At 71.4% G+C, this 25,183-nt stretch carries 25 protein-coding genes and 1 pseudogene; 16 read left to right on the forward strand and 10 right to left on the reverse strand.

Features of this window, described 5'->3' with window-relative positions; all coding sequences use genetic code 11:
• The first annotated feature begins 345 nt into the window (after positions 1-345).
• Together KO717_RS22665 and KO717_RS22670 are read left to right on the forward strand one after the other, a co-directional pair.
• Positions 346-987 carry an IclR family transcriptional regulator gene (locus KO717_RS22665; RefSeq protein ID WP_007264382.1) on the forward strand — a complete coding sequence of 214 codons (642 nt, stop codon included), beginning with the start codon at positions 346-348 and terminating at the stop codon, positions 985-987.
• 181 nt (positions 988-1,168) lie between these two features.
• Complete coding sequence (locus tag KO717_RS22670) at positions 1,169-1,966, forward strand: S16 family serine protease (RefSeq protein WP_301370770.1); 798 nt, start codon at positions 1,169-1,171, stop codon at positions 1,964-1,966.
• Here the strand turns inward: KO717_RS22670 and KO717_RS22675 are convergent.
• The 3 genes from KO717_RS22675 to KO717_RS22685 form a co-directional block, all read right to left on the reverse strand.
• Complete coding sequence (locus tag KO717_RS22675; protein ID WP_437184554.1) at positions 1,896-3,236, reverse strand: MFS transporter; 1,341 nt, start codon at positions 3,234-3,236, stop codon at positions 1,896-1,898. The two genes, KO717_RS22670 and KO717_RS22675, sit on opposite strands and share 71 nt — an antisense overlap.
• A gap of 644 nt (positions 3,237-3,880) precedes the next feature.
• The gene (locus KO717_RS22680; RefSeq protein WP_301370773.1) at positions 3,881-4,480 is read right to left on the reverse strand and encodes an ArsR/SmtB family transcription factor; all 600 of its coding nucleotides are present in this window, start codon (positions 4,478-4,480) and stop codon (positions 3,881-3,883) included.
• Positions 4,481-4,544: 64 nt separating this feature from the next.
• Positions 4,545-5,024 (reverse strand): Lrp/AsnC family transcriptional regulator, encoded by a 480-nt coding sequence (locus KO717_RS22685; protein ID WP_301370775.1) that lies wholly within the window; start codon positions 5,022-5,024, stop codon positions 4,545-4,547.
• Positions 5,025-5,165: 141 nt separating this feature from the next.
• Between KO717_RS22685 and hppD the strand changes: the two genes are divergently transcribed.
• Positions 5,166-6,311 carry a 4-hydroxyphenylpyruvate dioxygenase gene (gene hppD, locus KO717_RS22690; RefSeq protein ID WP_301370776.1) on the forward strand — a complete coding sequence of 382 codons (1,146 nt, stop codon included), beginning with the start codon at positions 5,166-5,168 and terminating at the stop codon, positions 6,309-6,311.
• Between the two features lie 143 nt (positions 6,312-6,454).
• On the opposite strand, the gene KO717_RS22695 is transcribed toward hppD, so the two are convergent.
• Positions 6,455-7,954, reverse strand: coding sequence for a tetratricopeptide repeat protein (locus tag KO717_RS22695; RefSeq protein WP_301370777.1), 1,500 nt, complete (start codon positions 7,952-7,954; stop codon positions 6,455-6,457).
• 96 nt (positions 7,955-8,050) lie between these two features.
• Between KO717_RS22695 and KO717_RS22700 the strand changes: the two genes are divergently transcribed.
• The gene (locus KO717_RS22700) at positions 8,051-9,433 is read left to right on the forward strand and encodes an FAD-binding oxidoreductase (RefSeq protein ID WP_301370779.1); all 1,383 of its coding nucleotides are present in this window, start codon (positions 8,051-8,053) and stop codon (positions 9,431-9,433) included.
• Positions 9,434-9,528: 95 nt separating this feature from the next.
• On the opposite strand, the gene KO717_RS22705 is transcribed toward KO717_RS22700, so the two are convergent.
• A complete protein-coding gene (locus KO717_RS22705; protein ID WP_301370782.1) occupies positions 9,529-10,008 on the reverse strand; it encodes an SsgA family sporulation/cell division regulator in 480 nt (159 codons plus the stop codon).
• A gap of 257 nt (positions 10,009-10,265) precedes the next feature.
• Here KO717_RS22705 and KO717_RS22710 point away from each other — a divergent pair, with 257 nt between their 5' ends.
• Both KO717_RS22710 and KO717_RS22715 read left to right on the forward strand, forming a co-directional pair.
• The gene (locus KO717_RS22710) at positions 10,266-11,750 is read left to right on the forward strand and encodes an RDD family protein (RefSeq protein ID WP_301370783.1); all 1,485 of its coding nucleotides are present in this window, start codon (positions 10,266-10,268) and stop codon (positions 11,748-11,750) included.
• Positions 11,751-11,849: 99 nt separating this feature from the next.
• Positions 11,850-12,638, forward strand: coding sequence for an RDD family protein (locus KO717_RS22715; protein ID WP_301370785.1), 789 nt, complete (start codon positions 11,850-11,852; stop codon positions 12,636-12,638).
• Positions 12,639-12,714: 76 nt separating this feature from the next.
• Here KO717_RS22715 and KO717_RS22720 read toward each other — a convergent pair whose 3' ends face one another.
• Positions 12,715-13,029 (reverse strand): hypothetical protein, encoded by a 315-nt coding sequence (locus tag KO717_RS22720; protein ID WP_301370787.1) that lies wholly within the window; start codon positions 13,027-13,029, stop codon positions 12,715-12,717.
• A gap of 472 nt (positions 13,030-13,501) precedes the next feature.
• Here KO717_RS22720 and KO717_RS22725 point away from each other — a divergent pair, with 472 nt between their 5' ends.
• Both KO717_RS22725 and KO717_RS22730 read left to right on the forward strand, forming a co-directional pair.
• Entirely contained in the window at positions 13,502-15,856 is a 2,355-nt protein-coding gene (locus tag KO717_RS22725) for an immune inhibitor A domain-containing protein (protein ID WP_301374677.1), read from the forward strand.
• 112 nt (positions 15,857-15,968) lie between these two features.
• On the forward strand, positions 15,969-16,271 hold the full coding sequence (locus KO717_RS22730) for a hypothetical protein (RefSeq protein ID WP_301374679.1): 303 nt from the start codon (positions 15,969-15,971) through the stop codon (positions 16,269-16,271).
• A gap of 15 nt (positions 16,272-16,286) precedes the next feature.
• On the opposite strand, the gene KO717_RS22735 is transcribed toward KO717_RS22730, so the two are convergent.
• Both KO717_RS22735 and KO717_RS22740 read right to left on the reverse strand, forming a co-directional pair.
• Positions 16,287-16,892 carry an isochorismatase family protein gene (locus tag KO717_RS22735; RefSeq protein ID WP_301370789.1) on the reverse strand — a complete coding sequence of 202 codons (606 nt, stop codon included), beginning with the start codon at positions 16,890-16,892 and terminating at the stop codon, positions 16,287-16,289.
• Positions 16,893-17,157: 265 nt separating this feature from the next.
• The gene (locus KO717_RS22740; RefSeq protein ID WP_301370791.1) at positions 17,158-18,486 is read right to left on the reverse strand and encodes a nicotinate phosphoribosyltransferase; all 1,329 of its coding nucleotides are present in this window, start codon (positions 18,484-18,486) and stop codon (positions 17,158-17,160) included.
• A 108-nt stretch (positions 18,487-18,594) separates the two neighbouring features.
• On the opposite strand from KO717_RS22740, the pseudogene clpS reads away from it, so the two are divergent.
• The 7 genes and pseudogenes from clpS to KO717_RS22770 all read left to right on the forward strand — a co-directional run bounded on the left by clpS (position 18,595) and on the right by KO717_RS22770 (position 23,340).
• Positions 18,595-18,908, forward strand: a pseudogene (gene clpS / locus KO717_RS22745) (ATP-dependent Clp protease adapter ClpS).
• Positions 18,908-19,510: a DUF2017 domain-containing protein gene (locus KO717_RS22750; RefSeq protein ID WP_301370792.1), complete on the forward strand. Its 603-nt coding sequence runs from the start codon at positions 18,908-18,910 to the stop codon at positions 19,508-19,510. The pseudogene clpS and the gene KO717_RS22750 overlap by 1 nt, the downstream one beginning before the upstream one ends.
• 318 nt (positions 19,511-19,828) lie before the next feature.
• Positions 19,829-21,268 carry an amino acid permease gene (locus KO717_RS22755; RefSeq protein ID WP_301370794.1) on the forward strand — a complete coding sequence of 480 codons (1,440 nt, stop codon included), beginning with the start codon at positions 19,829-19,831 and terminating at the stop codon, positions 21,266-21,268.
• Positions 21,269-21,413: 145 nt separating this feature from the next.
• Complete coding sequence (locus KO717_RS22760) at positions 21,414-21,836, forward strand: M67 family metallopeptidase (RefSeq protein ID WP_301370796.1); 423 nt, start codon at positions 21,414-21,416, stop codon at positions 21,834-21,836.
• Positions 21,837-21,913: 77 nt separating this feature from the next.
• The gene (locus KO717_RS37365) at positions 21,914-22,021 is read left to right on the forward strand and encodes a putative leader peptide (RefSeq protein WP_314252769.1); all 108 of its coding nucleotides are present in this window, start codon (positions 21,914-21,916) and stop codon (positions 22,019-22,021) included.
• A gap of 90 nt (positions 22,022-22,111) precedes the next feature.
• On the forward strand, positions 22,112-22,390 hold the full coding sequence (locus KO717_RS22765) for a MoaD/ThiS family protein (protein WP_030010597.1): 279 nt from the start codon (positions 22,112-22,114) through the stop codon (positions 22,388-22,390).
• A complete protein-coding gene (locus tag KO717_RS22770; protein ID WP_301370798.1) occupies positions 22,390-23,340 on the forward strand; it encodes a PLP-dependent cysteine synthase family protein in 951 nt (316 codons plus the stop codon). The genes KO717_RS22765 and KO717_RS22770 overlap by 1 nt, the downstream gene beginning before the upstream one ends.
• A gap of 77 nt (positions 23,341-23,417) precedes the next feature.
• On the opposite strand, the gene KO717_RS22775 is transcribed toward KO717_RS22770, so the two are convergent.
• Positions 23,418-23,780, reverse strand: coding sequence for a DUF488 domain-containing protein (locus tag KO717_RS22775; protein ID WP_301370799.1), 363 nt, complete (start codon positions 23,778-23,780; stop codon positions 23,418-23,420).
• Positions 23,777-24,196, reverse strand: a complete 420-nt coding sequence (locus KO717_RS22780) for a hypothetical protein (protein ID WP_301370800.1) — start codon at positions 24,194-24,196, stop codon at positions 23,777-23,779. The genes KO717_RS22775 and KO717_RS22780 overlap by 4 nt, the downstream gene beginning before the upstream one ends.
• Positions 24,197-24,391: 195 nt before the next feature.
• On the opposite strand from KO717_RS22780, the gene KO717_RS22785 reads away from it, so the two are divergent.
• Positions 24,392-25,144 (forward strand): MBL fold metallo-hydrolase, encoded by a 753-nt coding sequence (locus KO717_RS22785; protein ID WP_301370801.1) that lies wholly within the window; start codon positions 24,392-24,394, stop codon positions 25,142-25,144.
• Positions 25,145-25,183 lie beyond the last annotated feature (39 nt).

Below are 25,183 nucleotides of genomic sequence, written 5' to 3' on the forward strand. Positions count from 1 at the left end.
AGGTGCGCGTGGGCGCATCCCCCTGGAGGCGATCACAGTCGTTTTGAACATGCTCAGAGTAATGGGGCGGTAAAGACGAGCTGTGGCAATCGAGGTCACGAATTGACACCGAGACCGATCAGGAAACGGCATAAACAGGTAGCACGCGCCCGGATTCTGGACGAGCCCTTCCGCTGAGCGGACCCGCTCGCTACTGTCCCCGCATCAAACGCACCGTGGCAGCGCCGCCGCGGGAGCGCAGCCGGTGCAATGGCCGCTACCGGCGGCCTCTCCGTGCGTCGCCGCGGGACCGGCGGCGCGCCACCCCGAGAGTCACCGCCGCTCACCGAAAGAGGGAGAGGCGTCGTGACCGCGGAAACCTCCCAGACTCTCGACAGAGGGCTCAGAGTCCTCAAACTGCTCGCCGACACCGACCACGGTCTGACCGTCACAGAGCTCTCCAACCGCCTCGGTGTGAACCGCACCGTGGTCTACCGGCTCCTCGCCACCCTCGAACAGCACGCCCTGGTCCGCCGTGACCTCGGCGGCCGGGCCCGGGTCGGCCTCGGAGTGCTGCGGCTGGGCCGCCAGGTCCACCCGCTCGTACGCGAGGCTGCCCTGCCCGCGCTGCGGTCCCTCGCCGAGGACATAGGTGCCACCGCGCACCTGACCCTCGTCGACGGCACCGAGGCGCTCGCCGTCGCCGTCGTGGAGCCGACCTGGACGGACTACCACGTCGCCTACCGGGCCGGCTTCCGCCACCCGCTGGACCGCGGGGCCGCCGGGCGGGCCATCCTGGCAGCCCGTCAGGGCTCCCTGATCGAGCCGGGGTACACGCTGACCCACGGGGAGCTGGAAGCGGGCGCCAGTGGCGCCGCCGCGCCGCTCGTGGGCATCACCGGGCTGGAAGGCAGCGTCGGCGTCGTCATGCTGGCGGACGCGGTGCCGGAGCGGGTCGGGCCGCGGGTGGTCGACGCGGCGCGCGAGGTGGCCGACGCGCTTCGCTAGGCCGCGGGCTCGGCGGTTCGGTACCGGGTGCGGCGCCGTTGCCGGGGGCGCTGCCCCCGGGCCCCCGCGCCTCAAACGCCGGCGGGGCTGAAAAGATCGCCTCGAACGCCGACGGGGCTGAGTGGGCCCGGTGGGGCTGGGGTGGCCCGGTGGGGTGGGAGGGGCCGGATAGATTGGGCGGGTGCTCTCACGCCTCTCGCGTCTGCCGCGTCCCGCCGCCCTGGCCGTCTGCGCCGTGCCCGTGCTCGGGCTCTTCGCCGCCGCGGCCTTTGCGCCGCTGCCCTTCGTGGTCGCCATTCCCGGGCTCACGGCCGACGTTCTGGGCTCCGATCAGGGCAAGCCGGTCATCACCGTGACCGGCGCCCCGGTCCGGGACACCAAGGGCGAGCTGCGGATGACCACCATCCGGGCCACCGGCCCGTCCTCGACCATGAAGCTGCACGAGCTGATCGGTCACTGGTTCAAGACCGATCAGGCGGTCATGCCCCGGGAGGCCGTCTACTCCTCCGGCGGAAGCGACGAGGAGATCGAGAAGCACAACCTGGAGGAAATGTCCAAGTCGCAGTCGGCCGCCACCGACGCGGCGCTCGGCTTCCTCCACAAGGACCCCAAGGACGTGAAGGTCGAGCTCAACCTCGCCGACGTCGGCGGCCCGAGCGCCGGACTCCTCTTCTCCCTCGGCATCGTCGACAAGCTCGACGGTGACGGCAGCGGCGGCGATCTCACCGGCGGTCGCAGCATCGCCGGTACGGGCACCATCACCGCCGACGGCAAGGTTGGCGCGGTCGGCGGGGTGGCCCTGAAGACCCAGGCCGCGCGGCGTGACGGGGCGAGCGTGTTCCTCGTACCGAAGGCCGAGTGCGCGGACGCCCTGTCGGAACTCCCCGAGGGGCTGCGGCTGGTCCCCGTCACCTCGCTGACGGATGCGGTGAACTCTCTTCGCGCACTGAACCGGGGAGAGCCGGCTCCGTCCTGCTGACGGCCGGCGCCCCGTCCAGTCCACGCCAGGCCGGGAAGACCATCGGGGCGAGCGTCGTCAGCAGATATGTGCCGCCGAACAGCAGCAGCGCGGTGGTGACCCCGAACCCGTCGACCAGCAGGCCCGCGGCGAGTCCGCCCATCGGCATGGTCAGCTCGCAGCCAGCCGTGGCCACGCCCGAGACGCGGCTGCGCAGCGCTTCCGGCACCTGCTCGTACATGACCGTGGTCAGGATCGGATTGAGCATGCCCGCGCCCAGGCCGGCCAGGGCCATCGTCACCGCGAGCGGCAGGGTCGTGTCGGTGAGGGCGGCCACCACGTACCGGGTCGCCCCGGAGAGCAGGAAGGCCGCCGTGAACACCGTGCGGCGCGGGAACCGCTCGCCCCACATCCCGTAGAGCAGGGCGCCCAGCAGGGCGAAGCCTCCGAAGAGGGAGATCATCAGGCCGATCGAGGTGGCGCCGCCGAGGGCCTCCCGGCCGTGCACCGGCAGCAGGACCGAGGACCAGCCCTGGTCCAGCCCGTTGGTCATCATGACCATCACCGTGACGCCCAGCAGCAGCCGGGTACGGGTCATGAAGGCCCAGCCCTCGGCGAGTTCGGCGCGGTACGCCTTGAGGGAGACCTTCCCGCCGGTGCGCTGCGGTTCGGCGGCCGGCACCGCGCGCAGGAAGGCGGCGACGAGCAGCGCCGACGCCCCGAAGGTCGCCGCGTCCAGCAGCAGTACGGTCTCGGCGCCGAACGCCGCGATGAGCAGTCCGGCCACCGCGGCCCCGATCATCCGGGCGCCGCGCGAGACCGCGTCGTAGAGGCCGGCCGCCCGGGTGATGGTGGTGCCGGCGTGCTCGGCGAGATTCGGCAGGAGAACGGCCCGGGCGGTCAGGCCCGGGGTGTGCACCAGGCCGCCGACGGCCATCAGCGCGCACAGCATCCAGAACTCCAGCACGTCCGTGTAGTGCAGCAGCGGGATCGCGCCGACCGACAGGCCGCTGATCAGGTCGGAGGCGACGGAGACCCGGCGGCGGCCGATCCGGTCGATGACCGGTCCGCCGATCAGGGCGGCCACGATGACGGGCAGGGTGGCGCAGAAGGCGACGACCCCGGCCCGGCCGGCGCTGCCCGTGGTCTGGAGCACGAACCACGGCACGCCGATGAGGGTGAGGGAACTCCCGGCTATGGAGATGGTGTTGGCGGCCAGCACGCCGATCAGAGGGCGCTTGTCGGTACGGCGCTCCGCGCGGGTCGGCTCGTCGGTCGGTAAGGCGTGCACGGTGGACTCCTCTGGGGTGTTCGGTGGTGTGCCGGGCTCTGCCCGGACCCGCCGTTGCCCTGCGGGCGGCTCGGCGGTGTCTTCGGGCGCGCTGCCGTGTGCCGGGCTCTGCCCGGACCCGCGCCTCAAACGCCGGCGAGGCTGGAAGTGGCGGGCTTGTCGGTTGGTGGCGGGGTGGGGGGCCGGGGCGGGGTGTCTCCTCGGCTCGGCGCGTGCGGGTTTGTCTCGGTTGTTCTCGGTGGTTGCGCGCTCGTCCTGCGGGGACACCCCGCCCCGTCCCCCCACCCCTCACGCCGTCGAAGCCTGCCGTGGGGCGGGGACACGCAGGAGGGTCCCCGCAGGACGAGGCGCGACCACGGCCGTCTGGCCGTGACAAGCCCGAACGCGCCGAGCCGAGGAGACCCTCGTGCGGGGCACCGCCCCACCCTTTGAAGCCCCGCCGGCGATTGAGGCGACCCACCACGGCAGGAGGGGTCCGTGCCGCCGAGCCGGCTGCCAAGCCCTCGGCAGGAGGGGTCCGTGCCGCCGAGCCGGCTGCCAAGCCATCGGCAGGAGGGGTCCGTGCCGCCGAGCCGGCTGCCAAGCCCTCGGCAGGAGGGGTCCGTGCCGCCGAGCCGACCGCCGAGCCGACCGCCGGGACCCCGCTACCCCGAGGCTTCGCGAGGAAAGGCGTGTGTGTGGACGCGGACCGCCTTCGTGTCCTGCGAGGCCGGCAGGTCGCGGTAGCTGTTGATCAGGTCGTGCATCTTGTGGATCAGCTCGTGGCTCTGCGCGGGAGTCAGGTGCAGGGTGAAGTCGCTCATGTCCGCACCGCGCCGCCACTCCGTCGGCCAGTTGTGGGCGTTGCCGAGCCAGGTGCTCAGCTCCTGCGTGTGGATCGTCGCGATCTCGTGCAGGAAGAGATCCGCCGCACCGCGCACGGCGGGGTCCTCGTCGAGCGTCAGTGTCTCGTCGAACGCCGTGCCGTCGTACGCGGCCCGCCACCAGCGTTCGCGGCCCTTGCCGTGCTCGGGAGCGTCCTCGACGAACCCGTGCGCCGCGAGCTGGCGCAGGTGGTAGCTGGTGGCTCCGCTCGACTCCCCGAACCGGCCCGCCAGTTGGGAGGCGGTCGCGGGGCCGTCGTGGCGCAGTGCGCCCAGCAGGCGGATGCGCAGGGGGTGGGCGAGGCCCCGCAGCGAACGGGCGTCGAGCGTACGGACGTTGGGCTCTGCTGGCCCCGCAGGTTCTACCGGCTTTTCGGGCATGGCTCGACGATAGGCTTGCAAAGATCTATGTGCAAGGGTTTCTTTGCAACGCCTTCTTGGGATGTCAGGTCCGGGTGTCGTCCTCCGCCGCCTGCTCCACCAGTGGGATGATCCGCAGCGGTACGGGGTTCTCCATCACGATCGCCGTCGAGGCCCGCACGATCCCCTCGAAGCCGACGACCCGGTCGATCACCCGCTGGAGGTCGGCGTTGGACCGGGCCACCAGCCGGCACAGCATGTCCCCGTGCCCCGTGGTGGTGTGCAGCTCCAGCACCTCCGGCACCCCGTTCAGGTGCGCCCGTACGTCCGCCCCCTGTCCCTGCTTGATCTCCAGCGTCGCGAACGCGGTCACCGGATACCCGAGCGCCGTCGGGTCGACCTGCGGGCCGAACCCGCGGATGACCCCGTTCGACTGGAGCCGGTCCAGGCGGGCCTGCACCGTCCCACGGGCCACCCCGAGCCGCCGCGAGGCCTCCAGGACCCCGATCCGCGGCTCGCGGGCGAGCAGGACGATGAGCCGGCCGTCGAGTTCGTCGATGCCCATGGATGCCTCCGGGTGCCCACGCGTGCTCGCGAGTGGTCATAGTGCACAGATGTTTCACACAGCCTGCGGTCATCCTGGTCAGTTTGTACAGCCAAATAGGAAACTATTGCGCAGCTTGTGGATCGGCGGGACTCTGCGCTCATGACTGAGACCCTCGACACCACCCCGCACACCGCGCGTGAGGCCGACCCCTTCCCGGTGAAGGGCATGGACGCGGTCGTCTTCGCCGTCGGCAACGCCAAGCAGGCCGCGCACTACTACTCGACCGCCTTCGGCATGAAGCTCGTGGCCTACTCCGGACCGGAGACCGGCTCGCGCGAGACCGCCAGCTACGTCCTGACCAACGGCTCCGCGCGCTTCGTGCTGACCTCGGTCATCAAGGCGACGACCGACCACGGCCGCTTCCTCGCCGAGCACGTCACCGAGCACGGCGACGGCGTGATCGACCTCGCCATCGAGGTCCCGGACGTCCGCGCGGCGTACGCGTACGCCGTCGAGCAGGGCGCCCGCGGGCTGGACGAGCCGTACGAGGTCAAGGACGAGAACGGCACGGTCGTGCTGGCCGCCATCGCGACCTACGGCCAGACCCGCCACACGCTGGTCGAGCGCGGCGACTACACCGGTCCGTACCTGCCGGGCTACGTGGCCGTCGAGCCGATGGTCGAGCCCCCGGCCAAGCGCACCTTCCAGGCCATCGACCACTGCGTCGGCAACGTCGAGCTCGGCCGGATGAACGAGTGGGTCGCGTTCTACAACAAGGTCATGGGCTTCACGAACATGAAGGAGTTCGTGGGCGACGACATCGCGACCGAGTACTCGGCGCTGATGTCCAAGGTGGTCGCGGACGGCACCAAGAAGGTCAAGTTCCCGATCAACGAGCCGGCGATCGCGAAGAAGAAGTCGCAGATCGACGAATACCTGGAGTTCTACAACGGCCCCGGTGTCCAGCACATCGCACTGGCCTCGAACGACATCGTCTCGACGGTCCGCTCGATGCGCGCGGCGGGCGTCCAGTTCCTGTCCGTCCCGGACACGTACTACGACACCCTCGGCGAGTGGGTCGGCGACACCCGCGTGCCGATCGACGAGCTGCGCGAGCTGAAGATCCTGGCCGACCGCGACGAGGACGGCTACCTGCTGCAGATCTTCACCAAGCCGGTGCAGGACCGTCCGACGGTCTTCTTCGAGATCATCGAGCGGCACGGCTCGATGGGCTTCGGCAAGGGCAACTTCAAGGCCCTGTTCGAGGCGATCGAGCGCGAGCAGGACAAGCGCGGCAACCTCTAGCCTCCGGCTCGGCCCGCAGCTTTCGACGCGCTGCACGCACCGCTCCGGTGCACCGCAGCGGGTCTTCACGACACGGCCCGAGGGGGGCCTGGCGCCGCACCCGTTCCCGGGTGCGGCGCCGCTGTGTTCTCCGCAGGCGGGGTTCAGTGCCCCGTCGGCTTCGGGGACGGCTTCGCCGACGGCGTCGGCTTCGCCGCCTTCGGGAGTTCCGGTTCCACCCACGGAGCGGTCGGCCGGATGTTCTCCGGGCCCCCCGGCGGCGGCTGCGCGATCGACGCCAGGGCCTGCTTCGCCACCGGCCCGCGCAGCGGCGAGAAGTGCGGGTTCGTCCGCATGGCCTCCTGGAAGTGGCGGCGGGCCGCCTCCTCGTCACCGAGGCCGCGTTCGATCATCGCCCGGTGGAAGGCGAAGTCGGCGCTGCGCAGCCCCGGCTCCGTGGCCTTCTTCGCGTACTCCAGCGCCGCCGCGTCCTCGCCGGTCTGGTGCAGCGCCCACCCCAGCGCGTCCGCGACCTGCACGCTCTTGTGCCGCGACCACTCCTGCGACAGGCGCCGCACGGCCGCCGTCGCATCTCCGTGGTCCGCCTCGTACAGGCCGAGGAGCACCGCGTCGTCGACCCCGTTCCTGCTGTCCCGGGCCACCATCGTCGTCAGCGCCTCGTACTGGGTGCGCGCCTCCGGCCCCCGGCCCAGCGAGTCCAGCAGTTCCCCGAGCTCCCGCGCCAGCTGCGGCACCGCCGACCGGCCCAGCGCCAGCCGGTAGTCCCGTACCGCCTCCCCGCCGCGCCCCAGGGCGGCCAGCGCGCGGGCCCGGCCGCCGAGGGCCTCCGCCTGTGCCGGATCCGTCCGCAGCGCGCCCTCGTACTGCCGCAGCGCCTCGGCCGGGTCGCCCCGCTCCCAGGACAGCTCCCCGAGGCGGAACAGCGCGTACGCCTTCTCCGCCGGGGCCTTCGCCGCGCCCGCCGCGTGCTCCATCGCCACCACCGCGTCCTCGCGCCAGCCGCGGTCCCGGTAGACCTGCGAGGCCCTGACGTACGCGGCCAGGCCCGGCCGGATGTCCAGCAGCAGCTCCATCGCCTTCTGCGCGCCCTTGTAGTCGCCGAGACCGGTGTACGCGTCCACCAGCACCGGGTACGCCGTCCACCGCTTGGGCGCCTGCGCCCGTACGAGCTCGCCCCACTTGCGGGCCGTCCCGAAGTCCCGCCGGGCATTGGCCAGCGCGCCCATGCCCGTCATCGCGTCGAAGTTGCCCTTCTCGGCCGGCCGGACCTCCAGCGAGCGTTTCAGGGCCTTCTCCGCCTTCGGGAACCAGCCGGAATCGGCCGTCCGCCGCGCCTGTTCGAGGTACGCGGAGCCGAGCACCGCCCAGGAGGCCTCGTCGTCCGGATGTGCCGCGAGCCACTTCTCCCGGTCCGCCACCAGCGCCGTCAGGTCCACCACCGCGGCGGGCGCGCCCATGCCCACCGCCGACGCGGCGCGCTCGCCCGGCTCCGGCGGACGGGCATCGTCACCGGTCCTGGCAGGCCGGATCAGCAGGGCCCCGGCGATCAGGACCACGGCGACCGCGGCCGCCACGAGCGTCTTGCGGCCGGTGAAGGTCACGGGCGGCGCCGGCGTCTGCGATTCCTCGTCGATACGGTCCATGGGGTCACTGTGCGTCAATATGAAGAGCTCGCCGAGGTGTCCGAAGGGGAGCGCGGCCGTGTTCACACCGATGGCCCCGGCTGCCACGCTGGTCCCATGGATGACGATCTCTTCGCACGTCTGCGGGCCGGCCTGCTCGAAGGGCTCCCCGCCGAGGCCCTGCTCACCGACCCCCAGGTGACCACCTCCTACGCCACCGACATGGCCAGCTTCTGCGCCGCCGGCACGCCGGCCGCCGTCGTCCTGCCCCGGACCGTGGAACAGGTCCAGCACGTCCTGCGCACCGCCACGGCCCTGCGGATCCCCGTGGTCCCGCAGGGCGCCCGGACGGGCCTGTCGGGCGGAGCCAACGCCTCCGACGGCTGCATCGTGCTCTCGCTCGTCAAGATGGACCGGATCCTGGAGATCAGCGCCGTCGACCGGATCGCCGTGGTCGAGCCGGGCGTGGTCAACGCCGTGCTCTCACGGGCCGTCGCCGAACAGGGCCTGTACTACCCGCCCGACCCCTCCAGCTGGGAACAGTGCACCATCGGCGGCAACATCGGCACCGCCTCGGGCGGCCTGTGCTGCGTCAAGTACGGGGTCACCGCCGAGTACGTGCTCGGCCTCGACGTCGTCCTGGCAGACGGGCGGCTGCTGCGCACGGGCCGGCGCACCGCCAAGGGCGTGGCGGGATATGACCTCACCCGGCTCTTCGTGGGCTCCGAGGGCAGCCTGGGCGTGGTCGTCCAGGCCGTCCTCGCGCTGCGCCCCGCACCGCCCCGGCAGCTGGCGCTGGCCGCCGAGTTCCCCTCCGTCGCGGCCGCCTGCGAGGCCGTCTGCGCCGTCATGGAGGCGGGTCTGACCCCCTCGCTGCTGGAGCTGATGGACCGGACGACCGTCCGGGCCGTCAACGCCCTCGGGAAGATGGGCCTGCCCGAGGCCACGGAGGCCCTGCTGCTGGCCGCCTTCGACACCCCGCACGCCCCCGGGGACCTCGCGGCCGTGGGGGAGCTGTGCACGGCCGCCGGAGCCACCGCCGTCGTCCCCGCCGAGGACGAGGCGGAGTCCGAACTGCTGCTCCAGGCCCGCCGGATGTCCTTCCCCGCGCTGGAGGCGCTGCGGCCGGCGACGATGATCGACGACGTGTGCGTACCGCGCTCGCGGCTCGGCGAGATGCTGGACGGTACGGCCGCCATCGCCCGCGCCCAGGACCTGCTCATCGGGGTCGTGGCGCACGCCGGAGACGGCAACACCCACCCGATCGTCTGCTTCGACCCCGCCGACGAGGACGAGACGCGGCGCGCCCGCGAGTCGTTCGGCGCGATCATGGCGCTGGGACTGGAACTGGGCGGGACCATCACCGGAGAGCACGGTGTCGGTGTGCTGAAGAAGGAGTGGCTGGCCCGCGAACTCGGCCCGGTGGGGCTGGAGATGCAGCGGGCCGTCAAGCAGGCCTTCGACCCGCTCGGGCTGCTCAATCCCGGCAAGCTCTTCTGACGCCTCGCGCCGGGTGCGGCCGGTGCGGCCGGGGCCGGCGGGCGTGCCGGGGCCGGTCGGCGTGCGGGGGCCGGGAGGCGTACGGTCGCCCCGCATCACAGGTCCCCGTCCGCCGACTCGTCCGACGGCCACGGGTCGCGCAGCCACAGGTCGTCGGCCGGGGTCGGGGTGAGCAGCTCGGCCAGCGCGTCGTCCAGGCCGAGCCGCTCGGTCTCGGTGCCGGGCGGAACGACGCGCAGCGTGCGCTCCAGCCAGGCCGACACGGCGGTCGCCGGGGCCTCCAGGAGGGCGTCGCCGTCGGGGGAGGTGAGCGCCATGCAGAGCACGGCCTTGTTGTCGACCTTCGTGGGCCAGATCCGGACGTCGCCGTGGCCGCACGGGCGGAACACCCCCTCGACGAGCAGCTCGCGGGCGAACGTCCAGTTGACGGGGGTGTTCGAGCTGGTGTGGAAGGTGATGTGGACGGCGTACGGGTCGTGCGTGAGGTAGAGGAGCCGCGCGGGGACGGGGATGCTGCGCTCGGGGGACAGGACCAGCTTCAGTTCCAGCTCGCGCTCGATGACGGGGTGGTGCATGACGGCCTCACTTCGGTTCGGTGCGCGGGGCCGGACGGGGCCCCACAACCGGAGAGAGCGGCAGTGTGCCCGGGTATGACGCGACTTCGGGCAGCGAACCGGAGATTGGCCGATTTCTTTCGGCTGGCCGAAAACCGTCGTGCAGGGTGACGTTCGCTCGTTTGCTTGGATTCTCCCGTTACCGGACCTGTCGGGGGGCGGTTCTTGGCTATGGTCCTCCCTTGCACAAGCCTCAAGCCACGATCGGAGTTGGGGACATGACGGCCTCCCCTGGTGACGGCGAGCACGCGGCCCGCGAGGGCTACTACCCGGATCCGTCCATCCCGGGGTACATCCGCTACTGGAACGGAGCGGCCTGGGTACCGGGTACGAGCCGCCCTGCCCCGCAGCCGGAACCTGCCCCGCAGGCCAGGCCCGTCGCCGCACCCCTCGCGCCCGCCGTCCGTGGCGGGCGGGCCCCGCGCGCGGACGAGACGGGGCCGGTGTTCCTCGACGAGACCTCCATGACCGAGGCGCTGCCGGAGCCCGCCCCCGCTCCCACCCCCACCCCCGCTCCTGTGGCCGAGGCGTTCGCCGAGCCCGTGGTGTGGCAGGCCGATCCCGTGCACCAGGCCGGCTTCGGCGGGCCCCGCGACCACCGGGTGTCGTGGGGCAGCGCGCCGGATCCGGAACCCGCCGCGCAGTCCGCCCAGCAGCCCGGACCGGAAGCCGAACCGGAACCCGAACCGGAACCGGAACCGTCCCCGCGGTCGGCGGGCATCTCCCTGGCCCGTACGGCGGCCGCCGCGGCGGCGCCCGCGGCGGCCCCCGCGAGACTTCCCGAGCAGGCCTCCGCTGGGATCCTGTCGGTGCGGTCCCCGGCCGCCCAGACCCCGGCCCAGACCCAGACCCCGGCTCCGGCTCCGGTTCCGGCCCCGGAGTGGCCCGACGCCCCCGGGGCCGGCGGGTCCGGGCTCACCTCCTCCTGGCCCGAGGCGGTCGCCCCCGCACCCGCGCCCACCCCGTCTCCGGCGCCCGCACCGTCCCGGCCGCGCCCCGCCGCGCCCGCCGCCCCGGCCGCCGACCGGCCCGAGGTGTGGGCACCGCGCCCCGCCGGAGTGCGCCCGAAGATCGCGGCGCGGCCCGAGGCGCCCGCCCCGGCGGAGCCCCAGCCCCAGCCGCAGCCCCGGAGCCGGGAGCCGCGCGGGCCCGAGGAGGCCCGCCCGGGCGGCTCCGACTCCCGCCCCGCGGGGGCCCGTACGCCCCGGGAAGTGTTCGAGCGGATGGCCGAGCGGGCCGTGCGCCCCGCCGGGCTGCCGCGCCGGGCCGTCGCCCGCGCCCTGGACTCCCTCGTCTACGCCGCCGTCGCGGTGGCCGTGGCCCGGCCCCTCCTCCCCGAGGCCACCGCCCATGTCGAGGCCAAGGTCGACGCCGCCCGGGCGAGCGGCCGCACCACCACCGTCTGGCTCCTCGACGGGACCATCGCCGGCCTCCTGGGCCTGGTCCTCGGCGCCGTCCTCCTCTTCGGGGTCCTCTACGAGGTGCTGCCCACCGCCCGTTGGGGCCGCACCCCGGGCAAGAAGCTGCTGGGCGTCCGGGTCCTGGCCACCGCCACCCTGCGCCCGCCCACCTTCGGCGCGGCCCTGCTCCGCTGGCTGCTGTACGCCTTCCTCGGCCTCCCGGGCAGCCTCTGGTGCCTCGTGGACCGCCCGCGCCGCCAGGCCTGGCACGACAAGGCGGCCCGTACGTACGTGGCCCGCTGAGGGCGCCCGCACGGCCCGGCCCCGCGCCCGGTCCCGCCCCTCCCCCCGAATGGACGCGGTCCCGTTGCGAGGGTGTCGGAGCCGGGTTCGACTCGGGCCATGAGTACCGACCAGCCGCCGGGCCAGCCGCCCGAGGACGACCCGTTCCTCAAGAAGCCTCAGGAACCGACGCCTCCGTCGGGCGGTTCGCCGTACGGCTCGCCGCCCCCCGGCAGCGGTGGTCCGCCCCCTCCGCCCGGAGGCCCGCCCGGAGGCCCGGGCGGCGGTGGGGGATACCCGCCCCCACCGCCCCCTCCGCCCGGAGGCCCGGGCGGGGGATATCCGCCCCCGCCGCCCCCGTACGGAGGCGGCGGCGGAGACCCGTACGGCGGGAGCGGCGGCTACGGCATGCCCGATCCGCTCGCCGGGATGCCCCCGCTCGCCGACTTCGGCAAGCGGCTCCTCGCGCGCATCATCGACGTCGTGATCATCGCCATCCCGCTGGCCCTCATCCAGCTGGCCTTCGGCACGAGCCGCTACCGGTTCGACACCGACCAGGGCGAGGACTTCAGCGAGGTGGTCAGCAAGTCCTACAGCGGCAGCGGCCTGATCATGACCCTGATCTCGATCGTCGCGTACGTCGGCTACGACTGGTGGTTCACCAAGAAGAACGGCCGGACGGTCGGCAAGAGGGCGATGGGCCTGCGCGTCGCGATGCTCAACGACGGCAGCGTGCCGAACTCCAACGCCTCCCTGTCGCGCGCCGCCGTGCTCTGGCTGCCGACCCTGATCTGCTGCGCCTGCCTGTGGCCGATCGCGCTGGTCGTCTCGATCCTGGTCGACAAGCCGTACAAGCAGGGCCTGCACGACAAGGTCGCCAAGACCGTGGTGGTCCAGGCCACCGGCTAGACGCAGACATGACGCATCGCGACGCGGGCGGCCGTCCCTCCGGGGAGGCCGCCCGCGTCGCGTCGGGCGTCAACCGTCAGTGATGTACGGGGTGTTCGGCCGGTGCCGTCCGGGTCTCGGCCACCCGGCCGGCCCCTGTCGCGCCGTCCTGGGCCGTGGAGGCCGCGGAGGCTCCGGCGGCCGCGGAGGACCCCGTACGCGCCGCATGGCGGCCACGGCGCCGCGGGATGGGCACGGTGAGCGCGACGAGCAGACCCAGGGCGAGCGCGGCGGCGGAGATGACCGCGACGCCGAGCCCGGTGCTCGTCTGCGAGAGCAACAGCATGGCGATCGTCGACACGACGACCGTGGCGGACCCGTACGCGAGCTGTGCGGCAGTCGGACGCGGCATGGCGATATCCGTCCTCGGTGAGGGGAGGGGGAGTCGGCTCAACCAGTTCGCGCGTCAAGTGACTCTATGACGGGAGATGCCCGAGTCGGACCGCCGGTAAGCGTGACCTAACACACGGTGCCGGAGCACAGGGGGCGCACGGGATCATTTTCCGGGCGACGGCAGAGGGAGAAAGGGGGACGGGACGGACCTCTCGCGGGGGCGGGAAGGGCCCTTCGCCCCGTATGGCTGCGGATCGTCCGGATAGCGGAACTCCCTGACCGCATAGTGCAGTTGTAAGGGTCAAGTCAAGGTCTGTCTTTTCTCGCTTCCCTCCGGTCAAATGTCGTCACTTGAGACGCGCGCCGCGCGGAACCCCCCGCTCCTATGGAGAAGTTCCGACCAACGTTGCGGCCGCGGGAGGGGAACACATCAAGTGACCAGCAATTCCGCCAGACGGCGTGCGATACGTGCTGCCGCCGTCACCGTGACCATGGCCGCTTGTGCGACAAGCGCCACCTTCTTCACCGTCACCGCGGCTCAGGCCGAGGGTAAGGCTCCGGCCGCCCCTGCGGCCGACCGGCAGGACCCGACGTCGCCTTCCAAGGTCGTCGAGCACGACCTCAAGGGCCCGTTCAGCGACCAGCAGGCCAAGCAGCGCGCTGCCGCCCTGGACCAGGTCCTGACCGGCAAGAAGGGCGTCGAGCAGCGCGGCGCCTCCAAGGTCGTCAAGCTGGACGACAAGAAGTACGTCGAGCTCGGCCGCGAGAAGACCGACAAGATCTTCACGATCCTCGTCGAGTTCGGCGACCAGGTCGACAACACCACCATGTTCGACCCGGACGGCCCGGGCCCCAAGCCCGAGGTCCCCAAGTACGGCGGTACCCCCGGTCCGCTGCACAACACGATCGCCCAGCCGGACCGCGCCAAGGACAACAGCACCGCCTGGCGCAAGGACTTCAGCCGTCAGTACTTCCAGGACCTGTACTTCGCCACGGGCCAGGGCAAGGACTCGCTGAAGACCTACTACGAGAAGACCTCCTCGGGCCGTTACTCGGTCGAGGGCGAGGTCGCCGACTGGGTCAAGGTCCCGTACAACGAGGGCCGTTACGGCTCCAACTACTGCGGCCAGACCAACTGCTCCAACGTGTGGGACACCGTCAAGGACGGCGTCACCGCATGGTCGGAGGCCCAGAAGAAGGCCGGCAAGACCGACGCGCAGATCAAGGCGCAGCTGTCCCAGTACGACCAGTGGGACCGCTACGACTTCGACAACGACGGCAACTTCAACGAGCCCGACGGCTACATCGACCACTTCCAGATCGTCCACGCGGGCGAGGACGAGTCGGCCGGTGGCGGCGTTCAGGGCACGACCGCGCTGTGGGCGCACCGCTGGTACGCCTACGGCACCGCGGCGGGCAAGACCGGCCCGGACAACAACAAGGCCGGCGGTACCCAGATCGGCAACACCGGCATCTGGGTCGGCGACTACACGATGCAGCCCGAGAACGGCGGCCTCGGTGTCTTCGCGCACGAGTACGGTCACGACCTCGGTCTGCCGGACCTCTACGACACCACCGGTGGCGGCGACAACAGCGTCGGCTTCTGGTCCCTGATGTCGGCCGGTTCCTGGCTCGGCAAGGGCCAGGACTCCATCGGCGACCTCCCGGGCGACATGACCGCCTGGGACAAGCTCCAGCTGGGCTGGCTGAACTACGACACGGCCAAGGCCGCGACGAAGTCCACCCACAAGCTGGGTGTGTCGGCGTTCAACACCAAGGACAAGCAGGCGCTGGTCGTCGAGCTGCCGAAGAAGCAGGTCAAGACCGAGGTCGTCAAGCCGGCCGAGGGCTCCACCCAGTGGTGGAGCAACATGGGTGACGACCTCAAGAACACCCTGACCCGCTCGGTCGACCTGACGGGCAAGAAGTCCGCCGCCCTGTCCCTCAAGGGCTGGTGGGACATCGAGGCCGACTACGACTACCTCTACACCGAGGTGTCCACGGACGGCGGCGCCACCTGGACCGCGCTGGCCGGCACCGCCGACGGCACGGCCCTCCCGGCCGACGCCTCCGGCAGCCCGTCGCTCACCGGTGTCTCGGGTGCCTGGAAGAACCTGAACTTCCCGCTCGACGCCTACGCGGGCAAGAAGGTCGACCTCCGCTTCCGCTACCAGACGGACGGCGGCGCGGGCGGCAAGGGCTTCACGGCCGATGCCATCACCCTCACCGCCGACGGCTCCGCGCTGTTCACCGACGGCGCCGAGAACGGCGACAACGGCTGGACCGGCAAGGGCTTCTCGCGCATCGGCGCCGACTTCTCCAAGGAGTACGCGCAGCGCTACATCGCCGAGAACCGCCGCTACGTCTCGTACGACTCCACCCTCAAGGTGGGCCCGTACAACTTCGGCTTCGGCAACACCAAGCCGGACTGGGTCGAGCACTACCCGTACCAGGACGGTCTGCTCATCTGGCAGTGGGACACCAGCCAGAAGGACAACAACACCAGCGTCCACCCGGGCCAGGGCCTGATCCTGCCGATCGACGCCAACGCCAAGCCCATGAAGTGGGCGGACGGCACCCTGCTGCGCAACAAGATCCAGCCGTACGACGCCACCTTCAGCGCGTACTCGACGGATGCGTTCACGCTGCACAAGAACGGCGAGTCGCTGTTCCTGAAGCCGAAGCCCGCGAACCTGGTCTTCGACGACCACAAGGGCAAGTACTACTACGACGAGAACCCGACCGGATCGGTGAAGGTCACTGACACCAACACCAAGATCAAGATCCTGAAGGAGACCTACGACGGTGAGGTCATGACCATCGAGGTCGGCCCCTCCTCGAAGTAACTCGTTAAAACCGCAGGTCAAAGCATGATCGGCCGTCGCCCTCTAGCGGGCGGCGGCCGATCGCGTTTAGATGCCCGGTACGAGTTTCTTATTGACGGGGGAGATGACAGCGATGCCAGGCGGCGGTTTCGTGAGATTGCCGGGTGGCAGTGTGGTGGTTGCGCTCACACTGCCGAGGCCGACCGGTGAAGGTGGAAATGTCCGGGTGCTGGTGCACGCCGCGAACCGGGCCCGCGCCCTGACCAGGCTGCGGAACCTCGGCATGCGGGCCGTGTACCTGCGGGGCAACGCGCACCCGCCGACCCCGGACGAGGTCACGGCCGTCCTGCACCATCCGGACGGCCTGCTGTGGCGCGGGGCCCCGGACCGGGCGCAGGAGCTCTGGCACCCCATCCGGGCCCTGCTGGGCACCTAGGTCGTCTCTGGGAGCCTAGGGCGCGTCCTGGCCGGCCTGGCCGCCGACGAGGGTCACACCGGCCGCACGGAGCTCGTCCAGGGCCCGTGCGGTCGTGTGCGGGGCCACGGCGGCGGTGAGGTCCAGCAGGACGCGGGCGGTGAAGCCGGCGCGGGAGGCGTCGAGGGCGGTGGCCTTCACGCAGTGGTCGGTGGCGATCCCGACCACGTCCACCTCGGTGACGTGCCGGTCCCGCAGCCACTGGCCGAGCGTCGTCCCGTTCTCGTCGGCGCCCTCGAAACCGCTGTAGGCGGCCTCGTACGCGCCCTTGTCGAAGACGGCGGAGACGGCTCCCGAGGCCACGGCGGGGGCGAAGTTCGGGTGGAAGCCCACGCCCTCGGTCCCGGCGACGCAGTGCACGGGCCAGGAGGTCTCGTAGTCAGGCTCGGCCGGCGGGTGCGCGAAGTGCGACCCGGGGTCGACGTGGTGGTCGCGGGTGGCGACGACGTGCCGGTACGCGGGCGTGGCCTGGCCGATGTACTCGGTGACGGCGGCGGCGACGTCGGCTCCGCCGGTGACCGCGAGGCTGCCGCCCTCGCAGAAGTCGTTCTGTACGTCGACGACGATCAGTGCGCGGTGCATTTCGCGTGCCCTTCGGCTTGATGGTGTGCTGCGGCGGGCCCTGCGGGGGCTCTTCCCCTACCCCGCCCCTTCCCGCTGTGCTGTACGGCGGCTGCGCCGCGTGGGGGCTCTGCCCCCGGACCCCCGGGCCTCAAACGCCGGCGGGGCCGGCATTGCCCTGCGGGCGACCCGAGCGGCGCCGGGCAGGCGGCCACGGCGCCGATTCAGCCCCGCCGGTGTTCGAGGCGCGGGGTCCGGGGCAGGCCCCGGCGCCGGACCCGCAGGGTCAGACGTACTCCGTCGGGATCACGGCCTCGCCCCGCGACAGCTGCGTCGCGGACATCGGCAGGCTCGCGCGTGCGGCGCGGTGGCGGTCCCGCGCGGCCTCCAGCGGCTCGCGGGCGACCACCTCGCCGGCCTTGACCAGCTGGGTCAGGAGCTGGTGGTCGGCCAGGGCGGCGGGGACGGGCCCCACGCCGATCACCTCCGCCTCCGCGACGCCGTCGGCGTCCTGGCGGCGGGCCGCCCACTTGCGGCCGCCGATGGAGGTCTTGCCCCCCGTGGACTTCTTGGCCACCGGGGCCAGCGCCGCCTTCGGGTCCGCCGAGGTGGCCCGTGCCACCAGCTTGTAGACCATCGAGCACGTCGGGTGCCCGCTGCCGGTCACCAGCTGGGTGCCCACGCCGTACGCGTCCACCGGAGCCGCCGCCAGCGAGGCGATGGCGTACTCGTCGAGGTCCGAGGTGACCACGATCTTCGTCGAGGTCGCGCCGAGCTCGTCGAGCTGCTGCCGCACCCGGTGCGCCACCAGCAGCAGGTCTCCGGAGTCGATCCGGACCGCGCCCAGGTCGGTGCCCGCCACCTCGACGGCGGTACGGACGGCCTCGGCCACGTCGTACGTGTCCACCAGCAGGGTGGTGCCCCGCCCCAGCGAGTCCACCTGCGCCGTGAAGGCGTCCCGCTCGCTGTCGTGGACCAGGGTGAAGGCGTGCGCGCTCGTGCCGACCGTCGGGATGCCGTACCGGAATCCGGCCGCGAGGTCCGAGGTCGAGGTGAAGCCGCCGACGTACGCGGCCCGCGACGCGGCGACGGCCGCCAGCTCGTGCGTGCGCCGGGCGCCCATCTCGATCAGCGGGCGGCCGCCGGCCGCCGAGGACATCCGGGAGGCGGCCGCGGCGATCGCCGAGTCGTGGTTCAGGATCGACAGGATCACGGTCTCCAGCAGCACGCACTCGGCGAAGCTGCCCTCCACCCGCAGGACGGGGGAGCCGGGGAAGTAGACCTCTCCCTCCTGGTAGCCCCAGATGTCGCCGGAGAAGCGGTAGGAGGCCAGCCAGTCCAGCGTCCGCATGTCGACGACGGCCCGCTCGCGCAGGAATTCCAGCACCGCGCCGTCGAAGCGGAAGTTCTCCACCGCGTCCAGCACCCGCCCGGTTCCGGCGATCACCCCGTAGCGGCGCCCCTCGGGCAGCCGCCGGGTGAACACCTCGAAGACCGAGCGTCGGTCGGCGGTGCCGTTGGCCAGTGCGGCCTGCAGCATCGTGAGCTCGTAATGGTCCGTGAAGAGCGCTGTCGACGGCACGTCCACCGGCAGGCCCAGGTCCGCAGGGTTCATGGCTGGGATGCTAGCGCACATTTCGTCAAAGTGACGAGATGTAGGCGGGGATTGCCGAACCGGGCCGTACGGCCCCTGTTTGGGCGTGGGCGCGGTCGAGGTGGCAGCATGGGACGAGTGAGTGTTGCTCCCGTTGAGATCGAACGCACCGAATCCGCCGAAGAGACCTTCGCGGTCCCCGAACCCGACGTCCCCTGGGTGACCCTGGTGCACAACGACCCGGTCAACCTCATGAGCTACGTGGCGTACGTGTTCCAGGCGTACTTCGGCTACTCGAAGGACGTGGCGCACAAGCTGATGCTCGACGTCCATCACAAGGGCGGGCGGTCGTCTCGAGCGGCACCCGCGAGGAAATGGAGCGCGACGTGCAGGCCATGCACGGCTACGGCCTGTGGGCGACCCTTTCGCAGGACCGCACCTGATGGGCGGCACCTTCGAGTCCCTGAAGGGCGGCGGCGCCTCCATCGCGCTCGACGAGATCGAGATCTCGATCCTGCGCTCCCTGGCCGTCCAGCTGCTGGAGCTGATCGGCCCCGGCGAGCCGGAGCCCGCCGAGGACGCCGACCCGCTCGCCGCGCTGTTCGCCGAGGGCCCCTCCGAGCCCCCGTCCGACCCGGCGCTGGCCCGGCTCTTCCCCGACGCGTACGGGGCCCCCGACGGGGCCGGCGACAAGGGCGTGGCCCCCGAGGAGCTCGCGGCCCGCTCCGCGGAGTTCCGCCGCTTCACCGAGAACGACCTGCGCGCCCGCAAGCGCGAGGACGCGCTGGCGGTCGTACGCAGCCTGGACGGGCTCACCCCGTCCGGCGACGGTGCGGCGGTGCTGGAGCTGTCCGGCGAGCTGCCGCTGCGCTGGCTCGGCGCGCTCAACGACCTGCGCCTGACCATCGCGGCCCGCCTCGACATCACCGAGGACGACGAGAGCGCGATGCTGTTCCGGCTGCCGGACGAGGACCCGCGCAAGCCCATGGTGATGGCCTACCTCTGGCTCGGCGGTCTCCAGGAAACCTTGATCGAAACCCTCTGAGAATCCTCAAACCGGAACACCGTTCGCTCAGCGGACGCTCAAATCCGGATAACGATCAGATCACCGCCATGCGGTGATCTGATCCATTTCTCTGCCTTTGGGGCGATTTTTTGATGCCCTGCGCCACATTTCTCCCCCTCGGGCGGCCGTAAGCACGTGATAAATCTTCACGATCGCCGACGGGACGCCACCCATGTCTCCCGGCTCGCTTGGACCGGCTGACCGCCGGCGTGCAACTCCATCCGTATCCGGGGGGATCGAGGACCCGATCCGCAGCCAATGAAGGCGCGGGTCGGCGTGGAGAAAGGCGCACCAGACATGACCTCTGTGCAGGTCGAGCAGCACGACAAGACGCCCGGCGAGGGCGGACAGGGCGAGGGCGGCGAGGGTTACCACCGCACGCTCGGCGCCCGTCAGATCCAGATGATCGCGATCGGCGGGGCCATCGGCACCGGCCTGTTCCTGGGCGCGGGCAAGGCGATCTCCAAGGCGGGCCCGAGCCTGATCCTGGCCTACGCCATCGCCGGCCTGGTCATCTTCTTCATCATGCGGGCCCTGGGCGAACTGCTCATGTACCGGCCCGTCTCCGGCTCCTTCTCGGACTACGCCCGCGAGTTCCTGGGCCCGTTCTGGGGCTACGTCACCGGCTGGACGTACTGGCTGTTCTGGGTGGTCACCGGCATCACCGAGGTCACCGCGGCCGCGCAGTACATGTCGTACTGGACCCACGACAGCTTCCCGCAGTGGGCCTACGCGCTGATCTTCACGGTCATCCTCTACGCCGCCAACCTGATCTCCGTGAAGCTCTTCGGTGAGCTGGAGTTCTGGTTCTCCATGGTCAAGGTCACCGCCATCGTCGGCATGATCCTGATCTGCGCCGGCATCCTCACCATCGGCTTCTCCGACGCGGCCGACACCGCCACCGTCTCCAACCTGTGGAACGACGGCGGCTTCTTCCCCAAGGGCATCGGCGGCACGCTGATGACCCTGCAGATCGTGATGTTCGCCTTCCTCGCGGTCGAGCTCGTCGGCGTCACCGCCGGCGAGTCCAAGGACCCCGAGAAGACCCTGCCCAAGGCCATCAACACCGTGCCGTGGCGCATCGCCGTCTTCTACGTCGGCGCGCTGATCATGATCCTTTCGGTCGTCCCGTGGACGCACTTCCAGCCGGGCGTCTCGCCCTTCGTCGCCGCCTTCGAGCGCATGGGCCTGGGCATCGGCGCCGCGATCGTCAACTTCGTCGTGCTGACCGCTGCCCTGTCCTCCTGCAACTCGGGCATGTACTCCACCGGCCGCATGCTCCGCGACCTCGCGATCAACGGCCAGGGCCCGAAGGTCTTCACCAAGCTCACCAGGAGCGGCACCCCGCTGGTGGGCACCACCTTCTCGGCCGCGCTGATGCTGGTGGGCGTCTGGATCAACTACGTCGCCCCGGGCAAGGCCTTCGACTACGTCGTCTCCTTCGCCACCATCTCCGGCATGTGGGCCTGGATCATGATCCTCGTCTGCCAGATCCGCTACCGGGCCAAGTCCGACCGCGGCGAGCTGCCGCAGTCCGCGTTCCGCGCACCCGGCGCCCCGTACACGAGCTGGTTCGCGCTGCTCTTCATCGGCATGGTCATCGTGATGATGGGCGCCGACAAGGACTCCCGCGTGTCGCTGTACTGCGCCCCGCTGTGGGGCCTGATCCTGGGCGTCTCCTACCTGGTCATGAAGTCCCGCGACCCGCGCGGCGCGGCCTTCACCAAGGCCTCGTAGCACCCGGGGACCGTGCGTCCCGGCCGCCTGCCGCGGCCGGGAACCGCGCCCCCACGACGTTGCCCCCAGGGCGGCGTGTCCATCATGCGGGCCCTTCCGTACCACTCCTCGGTACGGAAGGGCCCGTCTGTTTATCCTGTCGCTCATGCTGACCCTCACCAAGGCCCTGTACGAGCAGATCGTCGAGCACGCCCGCAAGGACCACCCCGACGAGGCGTGCGGTGTCGTGGCCGGCCCGGCGGGCAACGACCGCCCCGAGCGCTTCGTCCCGATGCTCAACGCGGCCCGCTCGCCCACGTTCTACGAGTTCGACTCGAAGGATCTGCTGAAGCTCTACCGCGATCTGGACGACCGCGACGAGGAGCCGGTGATCGTCTACCACTCGCACACCGCGACCGAGGCGTACCCCTCGCGCACCGACGTCACGTACGCGAACGAGCCCGGCGCGCACTACGTGCTCGTCTCGACGGCGGACGAGGACGGCCTCGGGGAGTTCCAGTTCCGCTCGTACCGGATCGTCGACGGAGTGATCACCGAGGAAGAAGTGCAGGTCGTCGACGCCTACTGACCAGTATGTGAGCGCTGGGCGTCCACGATGCGGGATCACACTCCAAACGGGGGACCGGGAATCGTTAACATGACCGCATGGTTTCCCACGACGTGAGCATCGAGACGCCCGGCAGGCTGCTGCTCGTGGCGCGGCTGCACGTCGACCTGTGCCGCCTCGCCAGCGCCATCTGTCCTGCGCTCTGAGCACCAGAGCCCTTCCGCGCGGGGGGCCGACGAACCGCGCGCCGCACCTTCCCACGCTTCTCACGCACTCCCAGACGACTGGAGACAGCCATGGCCATCGAGGTCCGCATCCCCACCATCCTCCGCACCTACACCGAAGGCGAGAAGGCCGTCTCCGGTGAGGGCGCGACCCTCGCCGACCTCTTCGCGGACCTGGAAACCCGTCACAAGGGCATCGAGGAGCGCATCGTCGACGGCGGCCAGCTGCGCCGCTTCGTCAACGTCTACCTCAACGACGAGGACGTCCGCTTCCTCGACGGCATCTCCACCGCCCTCAAGGACGGCGACAGCGTCACCATCCTCCCGGCCGTGGCCGGCGGATCGAAGTAATGCGCTACGACTCCCCGCTGGCCGCGGTCGGCAACACGCCGCTGGTCCGGCTGCCCCGGCTGTCGCCCTCGGACGACGTCCGCATCTGGGCGAAGCTGGAGGACCGCAACCCGACCGGCTCGATCAAGGACCGCCCCGCGCTCCACATGGTCGAGCAGGCCGAGAAGGACGGCCGGCTCCACCCCGGCTGCACCATCCTGGAGCCCACCTCGGGCAACACCGGCATCTCGCTGGCGATGGCGGCCAAGCTCAAGGGCTACCGCATCGTGTGCGTGATGCCGGAGAACACCAGCCAGGAGCGGCGTGACCTGCTGGCCATGTGGGGAGCCGAGATCATCTCGTCGCCGGCCGCCGGCGGCTCGAACACGGCCGTCCGGGTGGCCAAGGAACTGGCCGCCGAGCACCCCGACTGGGTGATGCTCTACCAGTACGGCAACCCGGACAACGCGGGCGCCCACTACGCCACCACGGGCCCGGAGATCCTCGCGGACCTCCCCTCCATCACCCACTTCGTGGCGGGCCTGGGCACCACCGGCACCCTCATGGGCGTCGGCCGCTACCTGCGCGAACACGTACCGGGCATCAAGATCGTCGCCGCCGAGCCGCGCTACGACGACCTGGTCTACGGGCTGCGCAACCTGGACGAGGGCTTCGTCCCGGAGCTCTACGACGCCTCCGTGCTCACCACCCGCTTCTCGGTGGGCTCCGCGGACGCGGTGACGCGGACGCGGGAGCTGCTGCAGCAGGAGGGGATCTTCGCGGGCGTCTCCACGGGAGCCGCCCTGCACGCGGCGATCGGCGTCGGCCGCAAGGCGGTGGCCGCGGGCGAATCGGCGGACATCGTCTTCGTCGTGGCCGACGGCGGCTGGAAGTACCTGTCGACGGGCGTCTACACGGCCGCGACCACCGAGGAAGCGATCGAGGTCCTCCAGGGCCAGCTCTGGGCGTAGCCCCTGCGCCTCAAACGCCGGCGGGGCTGGTTTTTCAGCCCGTCCGGCGTTTGAGGACCGGTCCGGGCGGAGCCCGGTCAGTCGGACAGCAGCTCCGCGAGCACGGCCGCGTGGCTGGACGCCGGGTCCTTGACCGCGGTCAGCAGGGTGAGCGGGCCCGCCTCGGCCAGCGACCGCAGCCGGCCGAGCTCCGCCACCGCCCCCGGCTCCGCAAGCTCCGCCTCGTACCGCTGCCGGAACTCCTGCGCCGAACCCCCGTCGTGGAACCACTTCCGCAGCTCCGCCGACGGCGTCACCGCCTTCGGCCACTCGTCCACCCCGGCCACCGCCTTCGCCAGGCCCCGCGGCCAGAGCCGGTCCACCAGGACCCGTACCCCGTCCGCCGCCGGGTCCGGCGGGTCGTACACCCGCCGCAGGCGGATCACCGCTTCCCGCGTCACCGCGCGCCTCCCAAGCCCTTGATCTCGTCCCACACCGCAGGGTCCAGCATCCCCATCCGGGTGCGGAACTCCCACAGCGACACCTCCGCCGGCCGGTCCGCCTCCAGGAAGCTCGCCCGCCCCTGCGCCCCGACCGTCCCCGGCGGCAGCGGGATCACCCCGGCCCGCCGGTCGTCGTACTTCCCGGTGATCCACGCGACCCGCGCCCGGTGGCCCCGTACCGACCCCACCGCGAGGACCAGGCACGTACGGCCGTCGGCCAGGCTCCACAGCTCGCCCGCCCGCGGCTGCGGCGGCGGACCGGTCCCGTGCGCCGGCGGGGCCCGGCGGGGCAGCCCGAAACGGCCCCCGGCGACCAGCACCAGCAGCGCCACGGCCACCACCGCGGCCACCGCGGGCCACCAGGACGTGTCCATGCTTCGACCGTAGCCGTGCGGGAACGCCCCGGCATGGCAACGCCCGTGCCCACCGTCGCTCCCCCGGGTGACAGCGCAGGTGATTCCCCCCACAACGGCCTGCCGCGGAGGAGCGACCGGACGTTTCGCGCCTTACGCTCGACCCACGCACGGCCCGCATTCCGTCCACGGACCGTCCTCGGAGGTTCACGCTCCATGAAGCTCACCGTCGTCGGCTGTTCGGGGTCGTTCCCGTCCGCGGAATCGGCCTGTTCGAGCTACCTCGTCGAGGCCGACGGCTTTCACCTGCTCCTCGACATGGGCAACGGCGCCCTCGGCGATCTCCAGCGCCACATCGGCCTCTACGACCTCGACGCGATCTTCCTGAGCCACCTGCACGCAGACCACTGCATCGACATGTGCGCGTACTTCGTCGCCCGCTACTACCGCCACGAGGGCGGCCGCTGCGGCACCATCCCCGTCTACGGACCCGAGGGCACCGAACGCCGCCTGACCACCGCCTACGACGACGTCCCCGACGAGCGCTCCATGAGCGAGGTCTTCGACTTCCGCACGCTGAAGTCCGGGACCTTCGAGATCGGCCCGTTCCAGGTCCGCACCGAGCGGGTCTCCCACCCGGTCGAGGCGTACGGCATCCGCATCGAGCACGACGGCCGCTCGCTCACGTACTCCGGGGACACCGGCACCTGCCCCGAGCTGGGCCTGCTCGCGGACGGCACCGACCTCTTCCTGTGCGAGTCCTCCTTCACGCACGGCAAGGAGGACATCCCGGGCCTCCATCTGAACGGCCGCGAGGCGGGCGAGTACGCGCGCGGCGGTCGCGTGGGCCGGCTCGTCCTCACCCACATCCCGCCGTGGACCGACCCCGGGCAGAACATCGCCGACGCCCGCGCGGTCTACGACGGCCCGGTCGACCTGGCCTACTCGGGTGCGGTCTACGAGGTCTGACCCCCTGCGGCGCCACTGCGCGACAGCGAGAAGCCCCCG

The organism is Streptomyces xanthophaeus, from assembly GCF_030440515.1.
Taxonomy (GTDB): Bacteria; Actinomycetota; Actinomycetes; order Streptomycetales; family Streptomycetaceae; genus Streptomyces; species Streptomyces kutzneri.